The 19,219-nt window shown below is 55.1% G+C and carries 17 protein-coding genes; all 17 read left to right on the forward strand.

Annotation, left to right across the window (positions count from 1 at the left end):
- The first annotated feature begins 111 nt into the window (after positions 1-111).
- The 17 genes from AB5Y73_RS05635 (at position 112) to AB5Y73_RS05715 (ending at position 19,052) form a co-directional block, all read left to right on the forward strand.
- The gene (locus tag AB5Y73_RS05635) at positions 112-1,305 is read left to right on the forward strand and encodes an efflux RND transporter periplasmic adaptor subunit (RefSeq protein WP_181497486.1); all 1,194 of its coding nucleotides are present in this window, start codon (positions 112-114) and stop codon (positions 1,303-1,305) included.
- 17 nt (positions 1,306-1,322) lie between these two features.
- Positions 1,323-4,472 carry an efflux RND transporter permease subunit gene (locus AB5Y73_RS05640; protein WP_118854089.1) on the forward strand — a complete coding sequence of 1,050 codons (3,150 nt, stop codon included), beginning with the start codon at positions 1,323-1,325 and terminating at the stop codon, positions 4,470-4,472.
- A 589-nt stretch (positions 4,473-5,061) separates the two neighbouring features.
- On the forward strand, positions 5,062-6,147 hold the full coding sequence (rfbB, locus tag AB5Y73_RS05645) for a dTDP-glucose 4,6-dehydratase (RefSeq protein ID WP_118854088.1): 1,086 nt from the start codon (positions 5,062-5,064) through the stop codon (positions 6,145-6,147).
- The gene (rfbD, locus tag AB5Y73_RS05650) at positions 6,147-7,034 is read left to right on the forward strand and encodes a dTDP-4-dehydrorhamnose reductase (RefSeq protein ID WP_064336935.1); all 888 of its coding nucleotides are present in this window, start codon (positions 6,147-6,149) and stop codon (positions 7,032-7,034) included. The genes rfbB and rfbD overlap by 1 nt, the downstream gene beginning before the upstream one ends.
- A 112-nt stretch (positions 7,035-7,146) precedes the next feature.
- The gene (gene rfbA, locus AB5Y73_RS05655; protein ID WP_118854087.1) at positions 7,147-8,025 is read left to right on the forward strand and encodes a glucose-1-phosphate thymidylyltransferase RfbA; all 879 of its coding nucleotides are present in this window, start codon (positions 7,147-7,149) and stop codon (positions 8,023-8,025) included.
- Positions 8,026-8,087: 62 nt separating this feature from the next.
- Positions 8,088-8,636 (forward strand): dTDP-4-dehydrorhamnose 3,5-epimerase, encoded by a 549-nt coding sequence (rfbC, locus tag AB5Y73_RS05660; RefSeq protein ID WP_005338097.1) that lies wholly within the window; start codon positions 8,088-8,090, stop codon positions 8,634-8,636.
- Positions 8,637-8,913: 277 nt separating this feature from the next.
- On the forward strand, positions 8,914-10,569 hold the full coding sequence (locus AB5Y73_RS05665; RefSeq protein WP_064336933.1) for a GspE/PulE family protein: 1,656 nt from the start codon (positions 8,914-8,916) through the stop codon (positions 10,567-10,569).
- Positions 10,569-11,768 carry a type II secretion system F family protein gene (locus tag AB5Y73_RS05670; protein ID WP_005338095.1) on the forward strand — a complete coding sequence of 400 codons (1,200 nt, stop codon included), beginning with the start codon at positions 10,569-10,571 and terminating at the stop codon, positions 11,766-11,768. Before AB5Y73_RS05665 ends, AB5Y73_RS05670 begins: the two co-directional genes overlap by 1 nt.
- 18 nt (positions 11,769-11,786) lie before the next feature.
- Entirely contained in the window at positions 11,787-12,221 is a 435-nt protein-coding gene (gspG, locus tag AB5Y73_RS05675; protein ID WP_005338094.1) for a type II secretion system major pseudopilin GspG, read from the forward strand.
- A gap of 2 nt (positions 12,222-12,223) precedes the next feature.
- The gene (locus AB5Y73_RS05680) at positions 12,224-12,598 is read left to right on the forward strand and encodes a prepilin-type N-terminal cleavage/methylation domain-containing protein (RefSeq protein WP_005338093.1); all 375 of its coding nucleotides are present in this window, start codon (positions 12,224-12,226) and stop codon (positions 12,596-12,598) included.
- Positions 12,598-13,008, forward strand: a complete 411-nt coding sequence (locus tag AB5Y73_RS05685; protein WP_005338091.1) for a type II secretion system protein — start codon at positions 12,598-12,600, stop codon at positions 13,006-13,008. Before AB5Y73_RS05680 ends, AB5Y73_RS05685 begins: the two co-directional genes overlap by 1 nt.
- Positions 12,995-13,600 (forward strand): prepilin-type N-terminal cleavage/methylation domain-containing protein, encoded by a 606-nt coding sequence (locus AB5Y73_RS05690; protein ID WP_005338090.1) that lies wholly within the window; start codon positions 12,995-12,997, stop codon positions 13,598-13,600. The genes AB5Y73_RS05685 and AB5Y73_RS05690 overlap by 14 nt, the downstream gene beginning before the upstream one ends.
- Positions 13,597-14,670 (forward strand): general secretion pathway protein GspK, encoded by a 1,074-nt coding sequence (locus AB5Y73_RS05695; RefSeq protein ID WP_064336931.1) that lies wholly within the window; start codon positions 13,597-13,599, stop codon positions 14,668-14,670. Before AB5Y73_RS05690 ends, AB5Y73_RS05695 begins: the two co-directional genes overlap by 4 nt.
- Before the next feature lie 46 nt (positions 14,671-14,716).
- Positions 14,717-15,652, forward strand: coding sequence for a hypothetical protein (locus AB5Y73_RS05700; RefSeq protein WP_162895387.1), 936 nt, complete (start codon positions 14,717-14,719; stop codon positions 15,650-15,652).
- Positions 15,653-15,659: 7 nt separating this feature from the next.
- Positions 15,660-16,280: a GspMb/PilO family protein gene (locus tag AB5Y73_RS05705; protein ID WP_118854084.1), complete on the forward strand. Its 621-nt coding sequence runs from the start codon at positions 15,660-15,662 to the stop codon at positions 16,278-16,280.
- The gene (locus tag AB5Y73_RS05710; RefSeq protein WP_118854083.1) at positions 16,270-16,818 is read left to right on the forward strand and encodes a hypothetical protein; all 549 of its coding nucleotides are present in this window, start codon (positions 16,270-16,272) and stop codon (positions 16,816-16,818) included. Before AB5Y73_RS05705 ends, AB5Y73_RS05710 begins: the two co-directional genes overlap by 11 nt.
- A gap of 11 nt (positions 16,819-16,829) precedes the next feature.
- Complete coding sequence (locus AB5Y73_RS05715; RefSeq protein WP_118854082.1) at positions 16,830-19,052, forward strand: secretin N-terminal domain-containing protein; 2,223 nt, start codon at positions 16,830-16,832, stop codon at positions 19,050-19,052.
- The last annotated feature ends 167 nt before the right edge of the window (positions 19,053-19,219 follow it).

The raw sequence follows: 19,219 nt of genomic DNA on the forward strand, positions 1-19,219 counted from the left end.
TCACTTACATACATTTATGAATGTATGTATATTGCCTCATCTTTCGACTATTTACCAACAGGGCCCATGCGGCCCTGATTGTTCATTGACTGGCAAAGGCTCAGGTGTTTCATGCATAAACATATTCTTGCTCGTTCGGTAGGTCTTGCCCTGCTGGCTACAGGCTTGCTGGCAGGTTGTGGTGACAAGGGGGGCGCACCCCAGGGACAGGGCGGCATGCCCCCTGCGGCGGTCAACGTGGTGACCCTGCAGAGCGGTCCGCTGATGTTGACCACCGAGTTGACCGGCCGCAGCGCCCCGTTGCGGGTGGCCGAAGTGCGTCCGCAGGTGAGCGGCATCATCCTCAAGCGCCTCTTTACCGAGGGGAGCGATGTGAAGGCGGGCGATCTGCTCTATCAGATCGATCCGGCTGTCTATCAGGCGGCGGTTGCCAGCGCCAAGGCCAATCTGGCCAAGGCCGAGGCCAACGAGCAGAGTGCCCGCCTCAAGGCGCAGCGCTATCAGGAGCTGCTCAAGGTCAAATCCATCAGCCGTCAGGACTATGACGACGCCGATGCGAGCTGGAAGCAGGCCAAGGCGGAGATCATGGCAAGCAAGGCGGCCCTGCGCACTGCCGAGATCAATCTCGGTTACACCCGCATCACCGCCCCCATTAGCGGCCGTATCGGTAAATCCGCGGTGACCGAGGGGGCGCTGGTGACTGCCCAGCAGGCTGATAGCTTGACAGCCATTCAGCAGCTCGATCCCATGTATGTGGATGTGCGTCAGTCCACCGCCGATCTGCTGCGCCTCAAGCGACTGGTCGCCGAGGGCAAGCTGACCCAGGACGAGCAGAAGGGAGCCAAGGTGACCTTCCAGCTGGAAGATGGCTCCACTTATGGCGAAGAGGGCTCGCTGCAGTTCTCTGATGTGACCGTGGATGAGACCTCCGGCATGGTGACCCTGCGGGTGATTGTGCCCAACCCTCATCAGCTGCTGCTGCCCGGCATGTTTATGCGCGCCACCCTGCAAGAGGGGGAACGGGCGCAAGGACTGCTGGTGCCGCAAACTGCCGTGACTCGCACTCCCAATGGTGGCGCCACCGTGATGGTGGTAACCGCTGACAACAAGGTGGCGCTGCGCAACGTGCAGTTGAGCCGTATCGTCGGCAGCAACTGGGTGGTGGAGTCAGGGCTCACCTCCGGCGAGCGGGTTATCGTGGCTGGCTTGCAGAAAGTACGACCGGGCGCCGTGGTCAATCCCGCCGAGCAGGGTGCTGATGCACCGTCTGCTCAAGCCGCGTCCAACACCCCGGCCAACAAGTAGGATGGAGTAGTCGCTTCATGGCTCGATTTTTTATAGACAGACCCATTTTTGCCTGGGTGATCGCGCTGGTGATCATGCTGGCGGGCAGCCTGGCCATCATCAAATTGCCGGTCGCCCAGTATCCGAGCATTGCGCCGCCCGCTGTCGGTATTTCCGCCAGCTATCCGGGCGCATCCGCCAAAACGGTGGAAGACTCGGTAACCCAGATCATCGAACAGAACATGACCGGGCTGGATCACCTGCTCTACATGTCCTCCCAGTCTGACTCCGCGGGTCGGGTGTCGGTGACCCTCACCTTCCAGCCGGGTACCGATCCCGATATCGCCCAGGTGCAGGTGCAGAACAAGCTGCAGCAGGCGATGTCGCTGCTGCCACAAGAGGTTCAGCAGCAGGGGATCCGGGTTCAGAAGACCTCCAGCAGCTTCCTGATGGTCGCGGCCTTCATCTCTAGCGATGGCTCGATGAACAACGACGATCTGGCGGACTATGTGGTCTCCAACATCAAGGAGCCTCTGAGCCGTCTGGACGGGGTAGGGGATATCACCTTGTTCGGCAGCCAGTACTCCATGCGGGTCTGGCTCGATCCCAACAAGCTCAACCGGGTGCAGATGACCCCGGGTGATGTGCAGGCGGCCATCAAGGCGCAGAACGCCCAGGTGGCGTTCGGTAAGCTGGGTGGCACCCCGTCGGTGGAAGATCAGCAGTTCACCGCCACCATCATGGGGCAGACCCGGCTCTCTACCGTGGAGCAGTTCAACGATATCCTGCTGCGGGTGAATCAGGATGGCTCCAAGGTACGGCTGAAAGATGTGGCCCGGGTCGAGCTGGCGGGCGAAAGCTATGACGCCGATGCGCTCTACAACGGCCAGTCTACCGCCGCGGTTGCCATCAAGCTGGCGACCGGTGCCAACGCGCTGGATACCGCCGAGAAGGTGCGTGCCAAGCTCAACGAGCTGTCGGATTACTTCCCGGCCAACATGGAGATCGTCTACCCCTACGACACTACGCCGTTTGTGAAGATCTCCATCGAGGAGGTGGTGCAGACCCTGATCGAGGCGATCTTCCTGGTGTTCTGCGTCATGTATCTGTTCTTGCAGAACTTCCGCGCCACTCTGATCCCGACCATCGCGGTGCCTGTGGTGCTGCTCGGTACCTTCGGGGTGATGGCGGCGTTTGGTTTCTCCATCAATACCCTCACCATGTTCGGTATGGTGCTGGCCATCGGCCTGCTGGTGGATGATGCCATCGTGGTGGTGGAGAACGTGGAGCGGCTGATGAGCGAGGAGGATCTCTCCCCGCTGGAAGCGACCCGCAAGTCGATGACCCAGATCACCGGCGCGCTGGTGGGGATCGCCCTGGTGCTCTCCGCCGTGTTCGTGCCGATGGCTTTCTTCGGCGGCTCGACCGGTGCCATCTATCGCCAGTTCTCGCTGACCATCGTCTCGGCCATGGTGCTGTCGGTGCTGGTGGCGTTGATCCTGACTCCGGCCCTTTGTGCCACCCTGCTCAAGCCGATGAAACATGGCGAGTTTGGGGCCAAGCGCGGCTTCTTTGGCTGGTTCAACCGCGCCTTTGATGCGGGTACCAATCGCTATCAGAGCGGCGTGCGCAAGGTGATCAAGCAGGGCGTGCGCTACAGCCTGATCTACGGTGCCATGCTGGCGGTGCTGGCAGTGCTCTTTGTGCGGATGCCCACCTCCTTCCTGCCGGAAGAGGATCAGGGGGTCATCATGTCCATGGTCCAACTGCCGGTGGGGGCCACCAAGCAGCGCACCGAGGTGGTGCTGGCGGACATGCGCGACTACTTCCTGAAAAACGAGAAGGATAACGTCGATTCCGTCCTGACCGTATCCGGTTTCAGCTTCGCCGGTAGTGGCCAGAACGCGGGTATGGCCTTTATCAAGCTCAAGGACTGGAGCGAGCGCAAGAGCCCGGATCGCAGCGCCAATGCCATTATCGGTCGTGCCATGGGCTATCTGTTCAGCATCAAGGAGGCGCAAGTGTTCGCCTTTAACCTGCCTCCGATCCCGGAGCTCGGGACGGCGACCGGTTTTGACTTCTTCCTGCAGGATCGCGGCGGTATCGGTCACGACAAGCTGATGGCGGCGCGTAACCAGCTGCTCGGCATGGCGGCGCAGGATCCCACTCTGGTACGGGTACGCCCGAACGGGATGGAAGATACGCCGCAGCTCGATATCAAGATCGACTACGAGAAGGCGCTGGCGCAGGGGCTATCCATCGCGGATATCAACAACACCCTGGCTACTGCCTGGGGTTCTTCCTACGTCAATGACTTCGTCGACCGTGGCCGGATCAAGAAGGTCTACATGCAGGCGGATGCCCCCTTCCGGATGAACCCGGAAGATCTGAAACTCTGGTATGTGCGCAACAGTGCCGGTCAGATGGTGCCCTTCTCCGCCTTTGCCAGCACCGAGTGGAGCTTCGGCTCGCCGCGTCTGGAGCGTTATAACGGCGTGCCGGCGATGGAGATCGTCGGTGAAGCTGCGCCTGGCAAGAGTACCGGTGATGCGATGGCCGCCATCGAGCAGATGGTGAAACAGCTACCGGAAGGGGTGGGCATCGAGTGGACTGGGCTCTCCTTCCAGGAGCGTCAGGCCGGTTCACAGGCACCCGCGCTCTACGTCATCTCCTTGCTGGTGGTGTTCCTCTGCCTGGCGGCCCTCTACGAGAGCTGGAGCATTCCGTTCTCGGTGATGCTGGTAGTACCGCTCGGGGTTCTGGGGGCCATTGTGGCTGCCACCCTTCGCGGGCTGGAGAACGACGTCTACTTCCAGGTCGGTCTGCTCACCACCATAGGCTTGTCGGCGAAAAACGCGATTTTGATCGTGGAATTTGCCAAAGAGCTCTACGACAAAGGGATGGGCTTGGGTGAGGCTGTGGTGGAGGCGGCACGCCTGCGTCTGCGTCCGATCCTGATGACTTCGCTCGCCTTTATCCTCGGGGTGCTGCCGCTGGTGATCAGCTCCGGCGCCGGTGCCAGCAGCCGTAACGCCATCGGTACCGGCGTGATGGGGGGGATGATCAGTGCCACCGTGCTGGCCATCTTCTTCGTACCGCTCTTCTTTGTGCTGGTGATGCGCTATTTCACTAGCCACAAAAGTAAAGAGGCGCGCATGGCTGCAGCAGTTGAGTCAAAAGGTGACTGATGACATGCAGGTTGAGCTAATTTGAACGGAGTTCAATAAATCGCCAACTTGTTTTGGGCTGGCTGACAATCAAACAGGGCAACCCCATGGGTTGCCCTGTTTTTTTGTGAAAAATGTAAGCAAAAATTGCGTGGTTGTAATTGAAAAAGCGAGGTATGAGTAGGCGTTTCGCGCTCTTGATGTTGTGATGAGCCTCAAGTTGCCCCCATCACAAATTACTTTCAACTGTTCATCCTTGGGAAAAACGGGATAGAATTCCCTATAAAATCGGGCTGGTGCAGTGTGCTAACTCGCGGCGTGTCAGTGAGAGAGTGTTGCGATCAACGCTGCCAAGACATAACGATGCTGGAGGTATGATGACCAAAGGCGTGAGCAATTTGGTAAAGAGCAGCAAGCTGGGGGCTGTAACCCAGGGGCGGTAGCCATGATGTTTACCTGTCATCAATGTAATTTTTGCTTTGTCTAAAATGTCAGTCCTCGGATCTCGGATGTTGAGTGAATTTTAGACATTTCTTCTGCTCTTCAGCGTTTTACTCCATTTCAGTCCGCACCTATCACATATCAACTCTTCGTAAGAGATAACATATCTATGAAAATTCTCGTTACCGGTGGCGCAGGCTTTATCGGTTCTGCTGTTGTGCGCCATATCATCCGTGATACCCAGGATGTCGTTATCAATCTTGATAAACTTACCTATGCCGGCAATCTGGAATCCTTGGCCGATGTATCGTCAAGCGATCGTTATGCGTTTGAGCAGGTGGATATCTGCAATCGCGCCGAGCTGGATCGGGTGTTTGCCCTGCACCAGCCGGATGCCGTGATGCATCTGGCCGCCGAGAGCCATGTTGACCGCTCCATCACAGGGCCGGCTGACTTTATCGAGACCAATATCGTCGGCACCTATATGTTGCTGGAAGCAGCTCGTGCCTACTGGAACGGTCTGAACGAGGTACGCAAAGCGGCCTTCCGCTTCCACCATATCTCCACCGATGAGGTGTATGGGGATCTGCCCCATCCGGATGAAGTCGCCACCGGTGAGCCATTGCAACTCTTTACCGAGACAACCCCCTACGCCCCCAGCAGCCCCTATTCTGCCTCCAAGGCTTCCAGTGACCACTTGGTACGCGCCTGGCGCCGTACCTACGGCCTGCCGACCATCGTCACCAACTGCTCCAACAACTACGGCCCTTATCACTTCCCCGAGAAGCTGATCCCGCTGGTGATCCTCAATGCACTGGATGGCAAGCCGCTGCCGGTCTATGGCAAGGGCGACCAGATCCGTGACTGGCTCTATGTAGAAGATCATGCGCGCGCGCTCTACAAGGTGGTGACCACGGGCTTGGTCGGGGAGACCTACAACATCGGCGGTCACAACGAGAAGCAGAATCTGGAGGTGGTACACACCATCTGCGATCTGCTGGACGAGATGGTGCCGAAGGCGGGTTCTTACCGCGATCAAATCACCTATGTGGCGGATCGTCCCGGTCACGATCGCCGCTATGCCATCGATGCGACCAAGATGAGCGCCGAGCTTGCTTGGCAACCGCAAGAAACTTTCGAGTCTGGCATTCGCAAAACCGTGCAGTGGTATCTGGATAACCAGCAGTGGGTCAGCAACGTCAAGAGCGGTGCCTACAAGTCTTGGATTGAGCAGAATTACGGGGAGCGTGCCTGATGCATATCCTGCTGTTTGGCAAGAACGGCCAGGTAGGCTGGGAGCTGCAACGCGCACTGGCGCCGCTGGGCCGTATCACTGCCGTTGATTTTGACTCCACTGACTATTGCGGTGATTTCAGCAATCCGGCAGGGGTGGCCGAAACCGTACGTCTGGTCAAGCCGGACGTGATTGTCAACGCCGCAGCCCACACCGCAGTCGACAAGGCCGAAAGCGAGCGTGAGTTTGCCGAGCTGCTCAACGCAACCAGCGTGGCCGCTATCGCCAAAGAAGCGGAAGCATTGGGTGCCTGGCTGGTGCATTACTCCACCGACTATGTGTTTGATGGCAGCGGTGAGCGCCCCTGGGTGGAAGCCGATGCGACCGCCCCGCTTAACGTCTACGGCGAAACCAAGCTGGCAGGGGAACAAGGCGCCGCTATTTGCTCCCGTCACCTGATCTTCCGCACCAGCTGGGTCTACGCCGCCCGCGGCGCCAACTTTGCCAAGACCATGCTGCGCTTTGGCAAAGAGCGTAGCGAGATGTCGGTTATCAATGACCAGTTCGGCGCTCCGACCGGGGCCGAGTTGCTGGCCGATTGTACTGCCCATGCTCTCCGCGTGGCGCAGTGCAAACCCGAGGTCGCCGGGCTGTACCATCTGATTGCCTCCGGTACCACCACCTGGTTTGACTACGCCCAGCTGGTGTTTGCCAAAGCCAGAGAGGCTGGCGTTGAACTGGCGGTGACGCAGCTCAATGCAGTTCCGACCAGCGCCTTCCCGACTCCGGCCAAACGCCCCCATAACTCCCGCCTTGATACCGGCAAATTCCAGCGTACCTTCGATCTGGTGCTGCCGGACTGGACCGTCGGTGTAGAGCGGATGTTGACCGAGATTCTGGGCAAATAAGTCACTGGTCAGGGATGATTGAACTCGTCCCTGGCTGGCAGGGATAAAACGTAAAAGGTATGGCCACAAGCCACCCTTTTCTTTTGCAATTTAAAAATAAGAAACAAGTATCATGACCAAACGTAAAGGCATCATCCTGGCCGGTGGCTCAGGCACCCGTCTCTATCCGGTGACCATGGCGGTGAGCAAGCAGCTGCTGCCCATCTATGACAAGCCGATGATCTACTACCCGCTCAGCACCCTGATGCTGGCGGGGATTCGCGATATTTTGATCATCAGCACGCCGCAAGATACTCCCCGCTTTGAGCAATTGCTGGGTGATGGCAGCCAGTGGGGTCTGAACTTGCAGTACAAGGTTCAGTCAAGCCCGGACGGGTTGGCACAAGCCTTTATTCTGGGTGAAGAGTTTATCGGGTCAGACCCCTGTGCGCTGGTGCTGGGGGACAACATCTTCTACGGCCACGACCTGCAGAAACAGTTGGCGGCGGCAGCGGCCAAAGAGAGTGGCGCTACCGTCTTTGCCTATCATGTGCATGACCCCGAGCGTTATGGGGTGGTTGAATTTGATAAAGAGGGTACCGCTATCTCTCTGGAGGAGAAGCCACTGGAGCCCAAGAGCAACTATGCGGTGACCGGCCTCTATTTCTATGACAACAGCGTGGTGGAGATCGCCAAGAGTCTGAAGCCGTCGCCCCGTGGTGAACTGGAGATCACCGATGTGAACCGTATCTACTTGGAGCAAGGTAATCTGTCGGTGGCCATGATGGGTCGTGGTTATGCCTGGCTTGATACCGGTACCCATGAAAGCATGATAGAAGCGAGCAACTTTATTCAGACCATCGAGACGCGCCAGGGGTTGAAAGTTGCGTGTCCGGAAGAGATTGCCTATCGCCAGAAATTCATTACTGCAGAGCAGGTTCGTGAACTTGCTCTGCCGCTGGCAAAGAATGCCTATGGCCAATATTTGTTAAGAATGGTTGCCAAAGTCTGATGTGATATAGGGGGAGGGAAGATGCTCCCCCCATAAAAATTGAATCAAATGTGGATAGACAGATGAATGTAATCAAGACAGCGATTCCTGATGTGCTTATCTTTGAACCAAAAGTATTTGGTGATGAGCGTGGTTTTTTCTTTGAGAGTTTCAACCACAAGTTATTTGAAGAGGCCGTCGGATATCAGGTTAACTTTGTGCAGGATAATCACTCCAAATCGTCGAAAGGGGTATTGCGTGGCTTGCATTATCAATTGCCTCCCCATGCCCAGGGCAAGCTGGTGCGCTGTGTGGTGGGTGAAGTGTTTGATGTGGCGGTAGATATCCGCAAAAGCTCGCCGACCTTCGGGCAGTGGGTTGGGGTTCACCTGTCAGGTGAAAACAAGCGACAGTTGTGGATCCCGGAAGGGTTGGCCCATGGTTTTCTAACCTTGAGTGAACACGCAGAGTTTATCTACAAGACCACCGATTACTATCAACCCGCCGCTGAACGCAGCATCGTGTGGAACGATGCCACCTTGGCTATTGTGTGGCCTGAAATGATAACCTCTCCAACCTTGTCGCCCAAAGATGCGCTTGCTGCAGCGTTCAATGACGCAGAGCACTGCTGATAATTGTGCTCTTCAAATTCTCTCTTGAACACAAATCGTTTATTCTTAATTTGGTGATAAAATAAGGCGCTTGTGTGTTATATGGAAAACAGATTAAAGAATGTTGGGTTAAGCCATTTTGGCAAATATAATAAAAAATATATATTCAATCTGTTAAATTTTTTAATCCATGTCTATCACTTGCTTAGAATGATTTGGATTCAAAAGAGTTTATTGTGCATGATGAGAGCTGTAATAGATCCGAGGCCGGATTTGCCGATGTTTTGTAGGACGAGTCATGAAGATTGGTGAGATACTGATCGCCAAAGGTGCGATCGGGCGCGAAGACTTAGAGCGAGCCTTGGAAGTACAACGTCAGGCCGGTGGACGCTTGGGCTCCATTCTGGTCAGAATGGGGGCTGTATCTGAAGATGCGGTATTGAGAGCCCTGTCAGAGCAGTTGGGCTATCCCTGTGTCGAGCCTGCCCACATGCCTGCTCCCTTGGATATCTATAAGTGCCTGCTGCCTCTGCCGGTCAGGTTGGAGTGGTGGCTCGATAACGATGCTCTGTTGTGGGAGGTGGATGGTCAGCTACATCTGGTTGCAAAAGACCCGCTAGAGACGCAGCTGCAGGATCTCATTGCCTACCTGTTTGCGGGGTGCCCGGTGCAGTTCTGGCTGGCTCGAACCCAGGACATCGACACACTGGTGGACCAAGTCAGGCGTGAGAGTGCCGTCACCGACCTGTTCAGTAACAGCGAGCATTCGCTACAGGCGTTGATCGAAGAGGCTCCGGTCGTGGAGCTGGTCAATAACTTGCTGGCACAAGCGGTCGACAGTGGTGCGTCAGACATTCATGTGGAACCCGAAGAGCTTCGTTTCACGGTACGCATGCGGGTAGATGGTGTGCTTCACACTCATATGGTGCAACCGGCAGAGCGTTACCCGGCGATAGGGTCACGGATCAAGCTGATTGCCGGATTGGATATTGCCGAGAAGCGCTTGCCACAGGATGGCCGTATCACCTTGCGCCTTAGTGGTCAGGATATGGATATCCGTGTCTCGACGGCACCGGGTGTTCATGGTGAGTCGATCGTGATGCGTCTGCTGCCCAAGAACAGGGGAACGTTGTCGCTGGAAAAACTCGGGTTTGAGCCTGACCATCTCAGTTTGCTGCACAGCTGGTTGGCGTGTCCCAATGGGATCGTGTTGGTCACAGGCCCGACGGGCTCCGGTAAATCCACCACGCTCTATGCCGCGCTCGAAGCCATGCGTGATGGCAGCAACAAGATTATCACGGTAGAAGATCCTGTTGAGTATCAAGTCTCGGGTGTGACCCAGATCCAGGCGCACAACGAGATTGGTTACACCTTTTCCCGTGCACTGCGTGCCATCTTGCGTCAAGACCCCGACACCATCATGATCGGTGAGATCCGGGACTTGGATACGGCGCAGATAGCCATTCAGTCAGCCCTTACCGGTCACTTGGTGCTCTCAACGTTGCACACCAACGATGCTGCCTCAGCTTTTACCCGCCTAGTTGACATGGGGCTTGAGCCCTTCCTGGTGGCGGCGTCGGTCCGCGGTGTTCAGGCACAGAGGTTGGTTCGTCGCCTCTGTGAGCAGTGTGCCGTTGATGACGACCATCCGCTCTTGCCACAAGGGTGGTCAATCAGCCAACCAGCGTTTGCTGCCGCTAATTGGAAGAAAGCGATGGGATGCTCGCACTGTCATCATACTGGTTATCGTGGGCGATTGGGGATTTATGAGCTTGTTGCCCTAGATGGTGCATTGCAACAGCTGGTCAATCGACAAGCTCCCCTTCAGGAGATCAAGTCGCTGATCCGGCAACAAGGCCAGCGGACACTGTTTGAAGATGGCCTGATCAAGGCCAGCAGGGGATTAACCAGTATTGAAGAGGTGATGCGGGTCGCCTATGTGGAACATGACTGATGATTTTTCAATATGAAGGCGTAGACGCGCAGGGTAACAGTCTGAAGGGAGAGCTGGAGGCAGTCCATCATCATGCTGCATTACGCCAGCTCAGGGACAAGGGGATCATCGTCATTGAGCTAACTGAACAGGCGGTAGTGGCTCGTGCTCCCTGGTTTACTCCGCGCTTGACCCGTGCCCAGTTGCTGCAGGCACTACATGAGTTGACCACCCTGATCATTTCCGGGGTGACGCTCTCAGAGGGAATCGATGCCCTGATTGAGGGGGGACACCATCCTCAAATTGAGCAGGCATTTCGCACCATGGGCAGGGCTTTACAGCAGGGGGAGAGTTTTTCCGCAGCTCTTGCCCAAAGCAAGTTACCGCTTCCCGACTACCTGTTTCATCTGGTGAGAGCGGGTGAGGCCACCGGTGAGTTGGGTGAGGCGCTCAGTCGCGCTTTGGAGAAAATGCAGTTTGATCAACGAACCGGCAATGAACTGCGCAATGCTTTGACCTATCCCATCGTATTGGTGCTCGCAGGTTTGTCTGCGGTTGTGCTGATGTTTGCCGTGGTGGTGCCTAAATTCACCGGTATGTTGGGCCACGGTAAGGTGACGTTGCCCTGGTTGGCCGAAATGGTGCTCTCGACAGGGGAGTGGTTTAACGCCAACTGGGATCTGCTGCTTATAGCACTCATCCTCTGTATCGCTGGCATGGCCCTGGCGCTGCGCTCGCGCGATGTGCGGCAGCGTCTGCTCAACGGTGTGTCACGCCTGCCAGTAGTGGGGGAATGGCTCTACCAGAGCGATGTTGCCAGCTGGTCTTACACCCTGGCAGCCATGCTGGGATCCCGGGTCGAGTTACTACAGGCGCTAGAGCTATCGCGCGGCTCTTTTCGCATTCCGTTTCGTCAGCGCGGGATGGGAGAGGTGATCCGTCTGGTGCGCTCGGGCAAGAGCCTGTCGGACTCTCTTGCCGAGACGCGATTGATCGCTCGCTCCGGGGTCAATCTGGTGCGGGTCGGCGAGAAGAGTGGCCGCCTTGCCGAGATGTTCTCTTCGCTGGCCGCCATGTATGAAGAGAACAGTAAGAACCGCGTCAAGAAGGTGCTTGCGTTGATCGAACCCCTTGCCATTCTGCTGATTGGCTCTATCATCGGCGTCATTATTCTTGGCATCATCCTGGCCATCACCAGTGTGAACGAAATGGCCGTATAGTAACTCTGAGGACTCTTCATGCAATTGCAACGTTTCGCCCGCCATCAAGGCGGTTTTACCCTGATCGAGCTCCTGGTCGTGCTGGTCATTCTGGGCATGCTGGCCGGTTTGGTCGGCCCGCGCCTCTTCTCCAACGTGGATAAATCAAAAGTCAAAACGGCAGAGACTCAGGTCAAGATGCTGCGCGGGGCCTTGCAAACCTATCGCCTGGATGTGGGGAGCTATCCCACTACAGAGCAGGGGCTATCGGCTTTGATGAAAGCGCCGGCTGATGTGCCAAGCTGGCAGGGGCCCTATCTGGAAGATCAACTACCTAAAGACCCTTGGGGTAAAGATTATGTCTACAAAAGCCCGGTGAGTAACTTGCAAGGTTTTTCTCTCTATTCGCTTGGCGCAGATGGTAAGGAGGGCGGCGAAGGGCTGGATGCCGAGGTAGGTATACTGGAGAAGTAAGCATGCAACAACGGGGTTTTACTCTGCTTGAGCTGCTTGTGGTGTTGACTTTGATTGGTATGATCGCGGCGGTTGTAGGTCCACGTTTTCTCGAGATGGCAGATAAACTGCGCCATCGCAACGATTGGCAAACTGTTCAACAAGCCATCAATGAGTTGCCTTTTACAGTACGCCAGAGGGGAGTTCAAGTGGTGCTGGGGTCACACACCGACGATATTCCCTTACCGCAAGGCTGGCAGCTTAAGGCCCCTCAACCGATATACTACCTTGCCAACGGGATCTGTCTGGGTGGTGAATTACAGATACTAGCAGGTGGGGTCATCAAGCAGAGCATTCAGCTGGAATCTCCATATTGCCAATGGCAAGGAATACCATAATGCGTCAACAAGGCTTTTCGTTATTGGAGGCCATAGTAGCATTAACCATATTGGCGGGTGCCACTATGGCTCTATTTGGCTGGATAGGTGGTAGCTTGGCCCAACTGACAAGAGCCGAGAGCTATATTGACGCTGCTCCCACCTTGCAAAGTGCGGTGAATTATCTCAAGCTGAAGGATTTGGGCAATAACCCACAAGGTACTTTCGAGAGTGGTAACATATCTATAAGCTGGCATGCGACACCTATAGAGAAAGAACGTAATGGCGTGATGGGCAGTAATTTCATCCTCTCGCTTTATCAGGTTGAGCTTACCATCATTCATAAGAACCGCACTTTACCTCCCCTGACCACTCGAGTCGTTAACTATCACCTCAAGCCCGGAGTGCAAGAGCGCCGTGAAATCTATTAACCGCCAGCAAGGGATGACCCTTCTCGAATTGCTGGTCGTCATGGTTCTGCTCTCCGTGATAACAGCTTTATTAATGCAAGGATTATCCCAGTCGTTAGCAATTTATGAACGTGTGCAAAGGCGACAATATGAAGGTGTGCCACAACTATTGGTCATGCAATGGTTGAATGATAGTGTCGCGTCCATGCAGGCAGAGCTAGATGCTCCTCGCCAGCTCCGTGGTGACAGTTTCTATTTTGAGGGGAGCAGTCAGCAGCCACTGGTTGCCCAGAATGGTGAAGTACAGCCGGTACGCTGGTCAATTAATCAGCGAGGAGCCGGTGGCGTGACCCTCGATTATCGCCAGCCTGGTAGAAATTGGACCCTTTTTCGCTGGCCTGAAGGGACTCAAGTTACGTTCAGCTATCTGGATGAGCAGGGTAACACCCATAATCAATGGCCACCGGAGCAAACCCTTATCTCTCTCCGGCCAGATGGAAGAATGCCAGTAGCAATCCAGTTGATGGTGAGTTCACCTGCGATGAAACCATTGAACTGGTATATAGCCCTAAAGGGACGAACTTATCCTCGAAATGATTATCGTGATCTATGAGTGTAACCAGAGTCAGAAATAGAGGTATCTCATTATTGAGTGTGCCGCCCCCCCATCAAGGGGGGTTCGTTCTTATAGCCGTGTTAGGATTGATCGCGGTTATCTCCTTGGTTGCCGCCTTTATTGGTAGCTATGCCGAAGGCCGCTTGCAACAGGCTGTCGAACTTCGTAGCAGCTGGCAGCAGCAGCTGGATCAGCAGGCGACCCTGGCAACGTTACTCCATTTAGTGGCCACGCGCCCCCGTGGTAATCAGGGGTTCGAGCTGACGTCGGCTAATGATCAAGAACGTAGTTCGGTTAGCTCTTTGGCAGAGTTAGATCGACAACTTGCAGCAGATGGCAGAGCTTATCACGGAATAGGGACAATAGATTTCTCGATTCAAGATGAGGGGCCATTGCTCAGTGTGCTTGATGCTGATCCAGTGCGTTGGCAGCCGCTGCTAGCGCGTTTTGGGCTTACTCCTGTTCAAATAGATAGAGTTGTTGATCTAGTGAATGACTACACGGATCAAGATGATCTATCTCGCTTGAATGGAGCAAATGATGCGCAATACCTTGCTCGTGGCCTGACACTGCCTCGCCACCGCTTTATGGTTGGTCCTGGTGAGCTAAATAATCTTCTGGATGCACCAACTTGGCAGAGCTGGTTGCCTGACCTTATGCCTTTGGTCACCGCTCGTTCAGGCATGCTACTTAATTTGAATACCATGCCGGAGCCATTACTAGCGAGCCGGTTTGATGAACGAACAGCTGCTGAGCTGGTGCGACTAAGGTGGATGGAGCCATTTGATTCACTCCAAGATGCCAATCAGAGGCTGGGACAACTCCTACCCATAGCCGAGGAACAAATTCCGTCGATAGTATCTGCTTTTCATCGCATCATCCTTTGGAGCGATGCGAGCGCCGCAGGATGCAGACAGGCTCAGTGGATTGGGATATCATTGTCGCCCTCTTCGTTTCGGGCGCCTTGGGAATTTGATTATGCCTTTACCTATAACCATAACCGCGCTTGCCAATCAGCTGAGCAAATGGTGGTGGAGCCGCTATTCCCAGCCCCAATGGCTGATTGAGCGCCAACAAATCACCTCTGACAGTTACCCTGGTTGGCGTCCCAGGGTGATTGTTGCTCGCTCCCTTTGCATTTTTATTTCCTGCGATCTTGGCGCTGTACCCAAGGCTCGTCGTGAGCAGGCGCTGAAGCAACAGGTCAGCCTACATACTCCATTTACTGAACCGGGATATTATGTCAACTGGCATCGGGGCAGGGCGGCAGTCTGGATATGGGATCAGGCTGCGTTGGTTGCTCGGGTCGCTGAAGCAAAACGCTATCAGGTAGTGCCGGAAAGCGCGTTAGCACCATCACCACTGCCGGAGCAAGTACAGTCAGCAGATTGGCAGCGCTATCTATCCGGACTGCACGGTTATGAGTGGCAACGTTGGCAAAATGGCATATTAATCGATAGCCGTTGGTTGCCTGTACTTCAGACTGATGCCTCAACAGTGATTCAACTCTCATTTAAGCAAGCCAGTCCCTTGGCTCCGAGGGATCGGCAGTTACTTGGCCATCTTGCCTGTGGCGTAGTAGCGTTACTGTTAGTCGCCTGCATGTCTTGGCAGTTGGGGTCTTGGTTCAGACTTGAGCAACAGACAAATACGCTTTTGGTTGAGCTCGACTCCGCTGACGAAGGGCTTATTACTGCCCGTCATGCGAGATTGCGGGCCGAGGGCTTGCGTAGCCAGTATGAAGCTCGACTCACTTTACTTGGGCAGGGACAATCTCGCACTCTGCCCCAGTTAATCGCGCTTCTGCCTGCCAGTGTCAACACACTTCAGCAATACGACTATCAACCCCTGCGTTTGCAATTGTTGTTACAGGATAAAGCGCCAGATCCAAGGGAGTATGTCAGGCGGTTGGAGGGGATAACCCTCAATGGCCAACGACTGCACAATGTCCAAGTAAAGCTGGAAGGCAACGGTACCTTGGTGCGCTTGCAAGCAGATATAGAAGTACTGCCTCGGATTGTCCAAAGGACAACCGGCAAGGAGTCATAAACGGGATATGAATGCTCTGATCGACAATCTTCAGCCGCATTGGCAACAAGCTCGCCAACAATGGCAAGCCAACCCTCGCCTGCAATGGGGGGCGTGGCTTATCATTATCATTCTGTTGTTCTGGGTTAACTTGCTTTGCCAAGAACAGCGCCAGCAGCTGAGTGAACAACTACAAGAGCTCTCCTGGCAGCAACAGGATCAACAAAGTCTGCTGCAAGGAGAGAGTTGGCAGCAGCGACTAACCCAAGCTCGGGCTGCGAACAAAGCCCTCGATAAGTACTTTGGCATGGCCCCCAATGAAGCACTTGCTCGTGCTGAAGTACAGAGCAGGGTCTCAGCCCTTTTCACTCGCTTTGCTGTCGGCCAGCCCCAAGTTGAGGTATCAAAATCGCCACAACAGCTTGATCAGAATGGTCTGATCCCCCTGCAGTTGCGGGTGACTGGGCGCACCAATGGGGATGGTGTTATCGGTCTGGTCAACGAGCTGGAAAAACATTCACCCCGGCTCATCGTTAACGCACTGACTGTCAATAATCAGATGAACGACAAACTCAATTTCACGCTGCAGGCTACGGTTTGGTATCACCCCTTTGGAGAAAAAAAGGAGAGAATAAGTGATGGTCCCTAAGCTGAGTTTGCAGCGCCGGGGGATCACGATCGGGGTACCCCTTTTGTCCATCCTCTCTTTAATGCTACTTGGTTACTTCTGTAGCCACCCTTCTTTGACGGAGCGCCCTGCCAACACCCGAGATTGGTACTGGCCAGATCTGCCATTGGCGCAAGATCTGCCGCCCATGCCGGCAAGGATCGCTAGCCTATGGCCGATGGCACCAAAGCAGCTAAAAGATACTGATTCAGTCACCATGGACGCAGCTCGCAAAGAGGCTGCAAGGCAAGCCATGCAACAGAACGGCATCCTGATCGCCATTATTACCCAAGGTAGGGGGCGTCAGGCGTTGCTGCTGGGCCCTGATGCTGAACCTCTTGCTCTGCGTCCCGGTATGGCCCTGCCGGATGGACGTGATGTGTTGGCTATAAATACCGACAGCCTGCAGTGGCGTGATGCGCAAGGAAAAGAAGGCATACTCTATCTCTACCCCTCGCCCGAACAGGGTGATTTTTCGTCAACATCTTCCATCTCAACCTTATCGCCCACTCGGCCATAAAGAAGCGAGTTATGAACCACACTGTAACGACCATGATCCATCGGCAGCTTCCTCGTCTGACCCTGCTGGCCAGTGCCTTGGGCCTGCTGGCTGGCTGTGCTATCAACACCAATCCCACCCCGCTGCCCGGGCCACTGCGTGCCCCGTTAGTCCAGACCGAGCAGGATGAAACGCTGCAGGCGGGCAGTGCCGAACCTGATGCCCGTCAAGGCTTGGCTCAGCGCTTTAACCGTACCCCAAGCCAGCGTCAACAAGTGCGTGTAGTGGAACCGGATGGCCAGCCCTTGGGGCAGGGGCTGCAGGGCGATGCCGTCAGCCTCAACGTCAACAACTTTCCCTTACCTGCATTTATTAACGAGGTATTTGGCAAGCAGCTCGGACTCTCCTTTACCTTGAGTCCGGAGCTACAGAAAAAAACGGATCTGGTGACCTTGCGAATGAGCGAGCCGCAACCGCCGGCTGCTCTCTTCAATACCGCCCGTAATGTGCTGGCGGACTATGGTGTTGAGGTCAAGCTGCGCGATGGACTCTATAACTTTGCCGTCAGCAACACAGTTGCCAATGATGCCTTGCCATTAATGGTAAGCGGCGATGCCCTGCCTGAAGTACCTATGTCCCATAGGCCAGTGTTCCAGATAGTGCCGATGCGAGTTGTTAATAGCAACCAGATGGAAATCTGGATTAAAGAGATGTTTGCCAATAACACTGAGCTAAAAGTCACGGCTGATTATATTGCGAATACCATCATGTTAAGAGGGGGGGTGGAGCAGGTGAAGCAGGCCGTTGCCGCTATTCGTCTGTTTGATCAACCTACCCTTAAAAGTAGCAATAGCATGAGTATTACCCCGGTTTACTCCGATGCCGATCAGCTTGGCAATGCCTTGATCAAGGTGTTGCAATCAGAGGGCTATAACGTCTCCGATACCCCTCCCATGGGGTCGGTGATGGTACTAAAGCTTAAGGAGCTGCAGCGGTTAATCATTTTTGCCGCCGATGGCACCACGCTCAGTCATGTCCGCGACTGGGTGGAGATCCTGGATCGAGAGTCCCAGGAAAAAGTCGAAAACGGCCTCTTTATCTATCAGGTTAAAAATACCCAGGCGGCGGCCATCGCTACTATGCTTGGCTCCCTCGGGTACAGTTCCACAGTGCCTGCCAGCGGCATCGATAGTAGCAATACCCGCAGTGCCGGCGATAACGGTTTGGCCAAGGGAATTGGTAATACCACCAGTGGTACGCAGCGTGCGGCAGCGAGTGCCACCAGCAGTACAACTACCAGCGGTAGTGGTGAGGCGGGCGCTGTGGTAGTGGATGCCAACCGCAATGCGCTGATTTTTAAAGGCAGCGGCAAGGAGTGGATCAAGTTGCGCCCGTTGCTCGATCAGCTGGATAAGGCCGTCCCTTCCGTGATGATCGATGTGCTGCTGGCCGAAGTGACCCTCAATGATAAAGAGGGATTGGGGGTTGATTGGAAAAATATCCGCACTGACTTGGGGGCCAGAGATCTGGTCATGGGCACTGCCAACGGCCTGGGCAGCTCGGGTCTCAATATGGCGCTCAATAGTGCGGGTCAGACGCGTGCGACGCTCAATGCCTTCTATGACAACAAGCAAGCCGTGATCCGCTCCAGCCCCAAGCTGATGGTGCGCAGCGGTGAAGAGGCACGGATCGAGGTCGGTAACGAAATACCTGTGGTCACGGGAACTAGCCAGGCCAGCGATAACCCCGATGCGCCCATTAATAAAACCGTGCAGTACCGCAAGACAGGGGTGATCTTGTCGATTAAGCCCACGGTGCAAGCCAGTGGTGTGGTGGATCTGCTGGTCAGTCAAGAACTTTCTGAGCAGGCCGATACCTCCTCCAGCAGTGAGGCGTTAAGCCCCACCATTATGAACCGCAAGGTGGAGACCGCACTCACCCTGCGCGATGGTGGCTCGGTGATGCTGGCGGGTCTAATCTCCAGTTCAAAAGGCGAAGGGGATACCGGGGTGCCATTGTTGGGGGACATCCCCTGGTTGGGTAACTTCTTCAAGTCAAAGAGCAACAGCGAAAACCGCACCGAGCTGGTGGTGATGATCATCCCCTATGTGATGCGCGATTTTAGCGAGGCGCAAAGTTTGACCGAACGCTATCAACAGCAGTTGCAGCTAAATAACGCCCCGACCCTTAAGCGCCGTTTTTTGCCGGGCATGGCCCCCGAAAAGCCGAGCGAGAGCTTGGAACTGCGCCAGTAACGCCTTTGCGATAATGACTTATCTGCGCTGACCCTATTCGGCTGCTAATCTGCCGTGACAACCCCGCCTGGCTAACGTTGCCGGGCGGTTTCTTTTTGGCGCGTTCCTACTGGTTGGTGCAAGGTGAAATCGGCTATTACTTAAGGTCTAGCATCAGATATCCCTGC

It is taken from the genome of Aeromonas sp. s7(2024) (genome assembly GCF_040907825.1).
GTDB lineage: Bacteria > Pseudomonadota > Gammaproteobacteria > Enterobacterales > Aeromonadaceae > Aeromonas > Aeromonas veronii.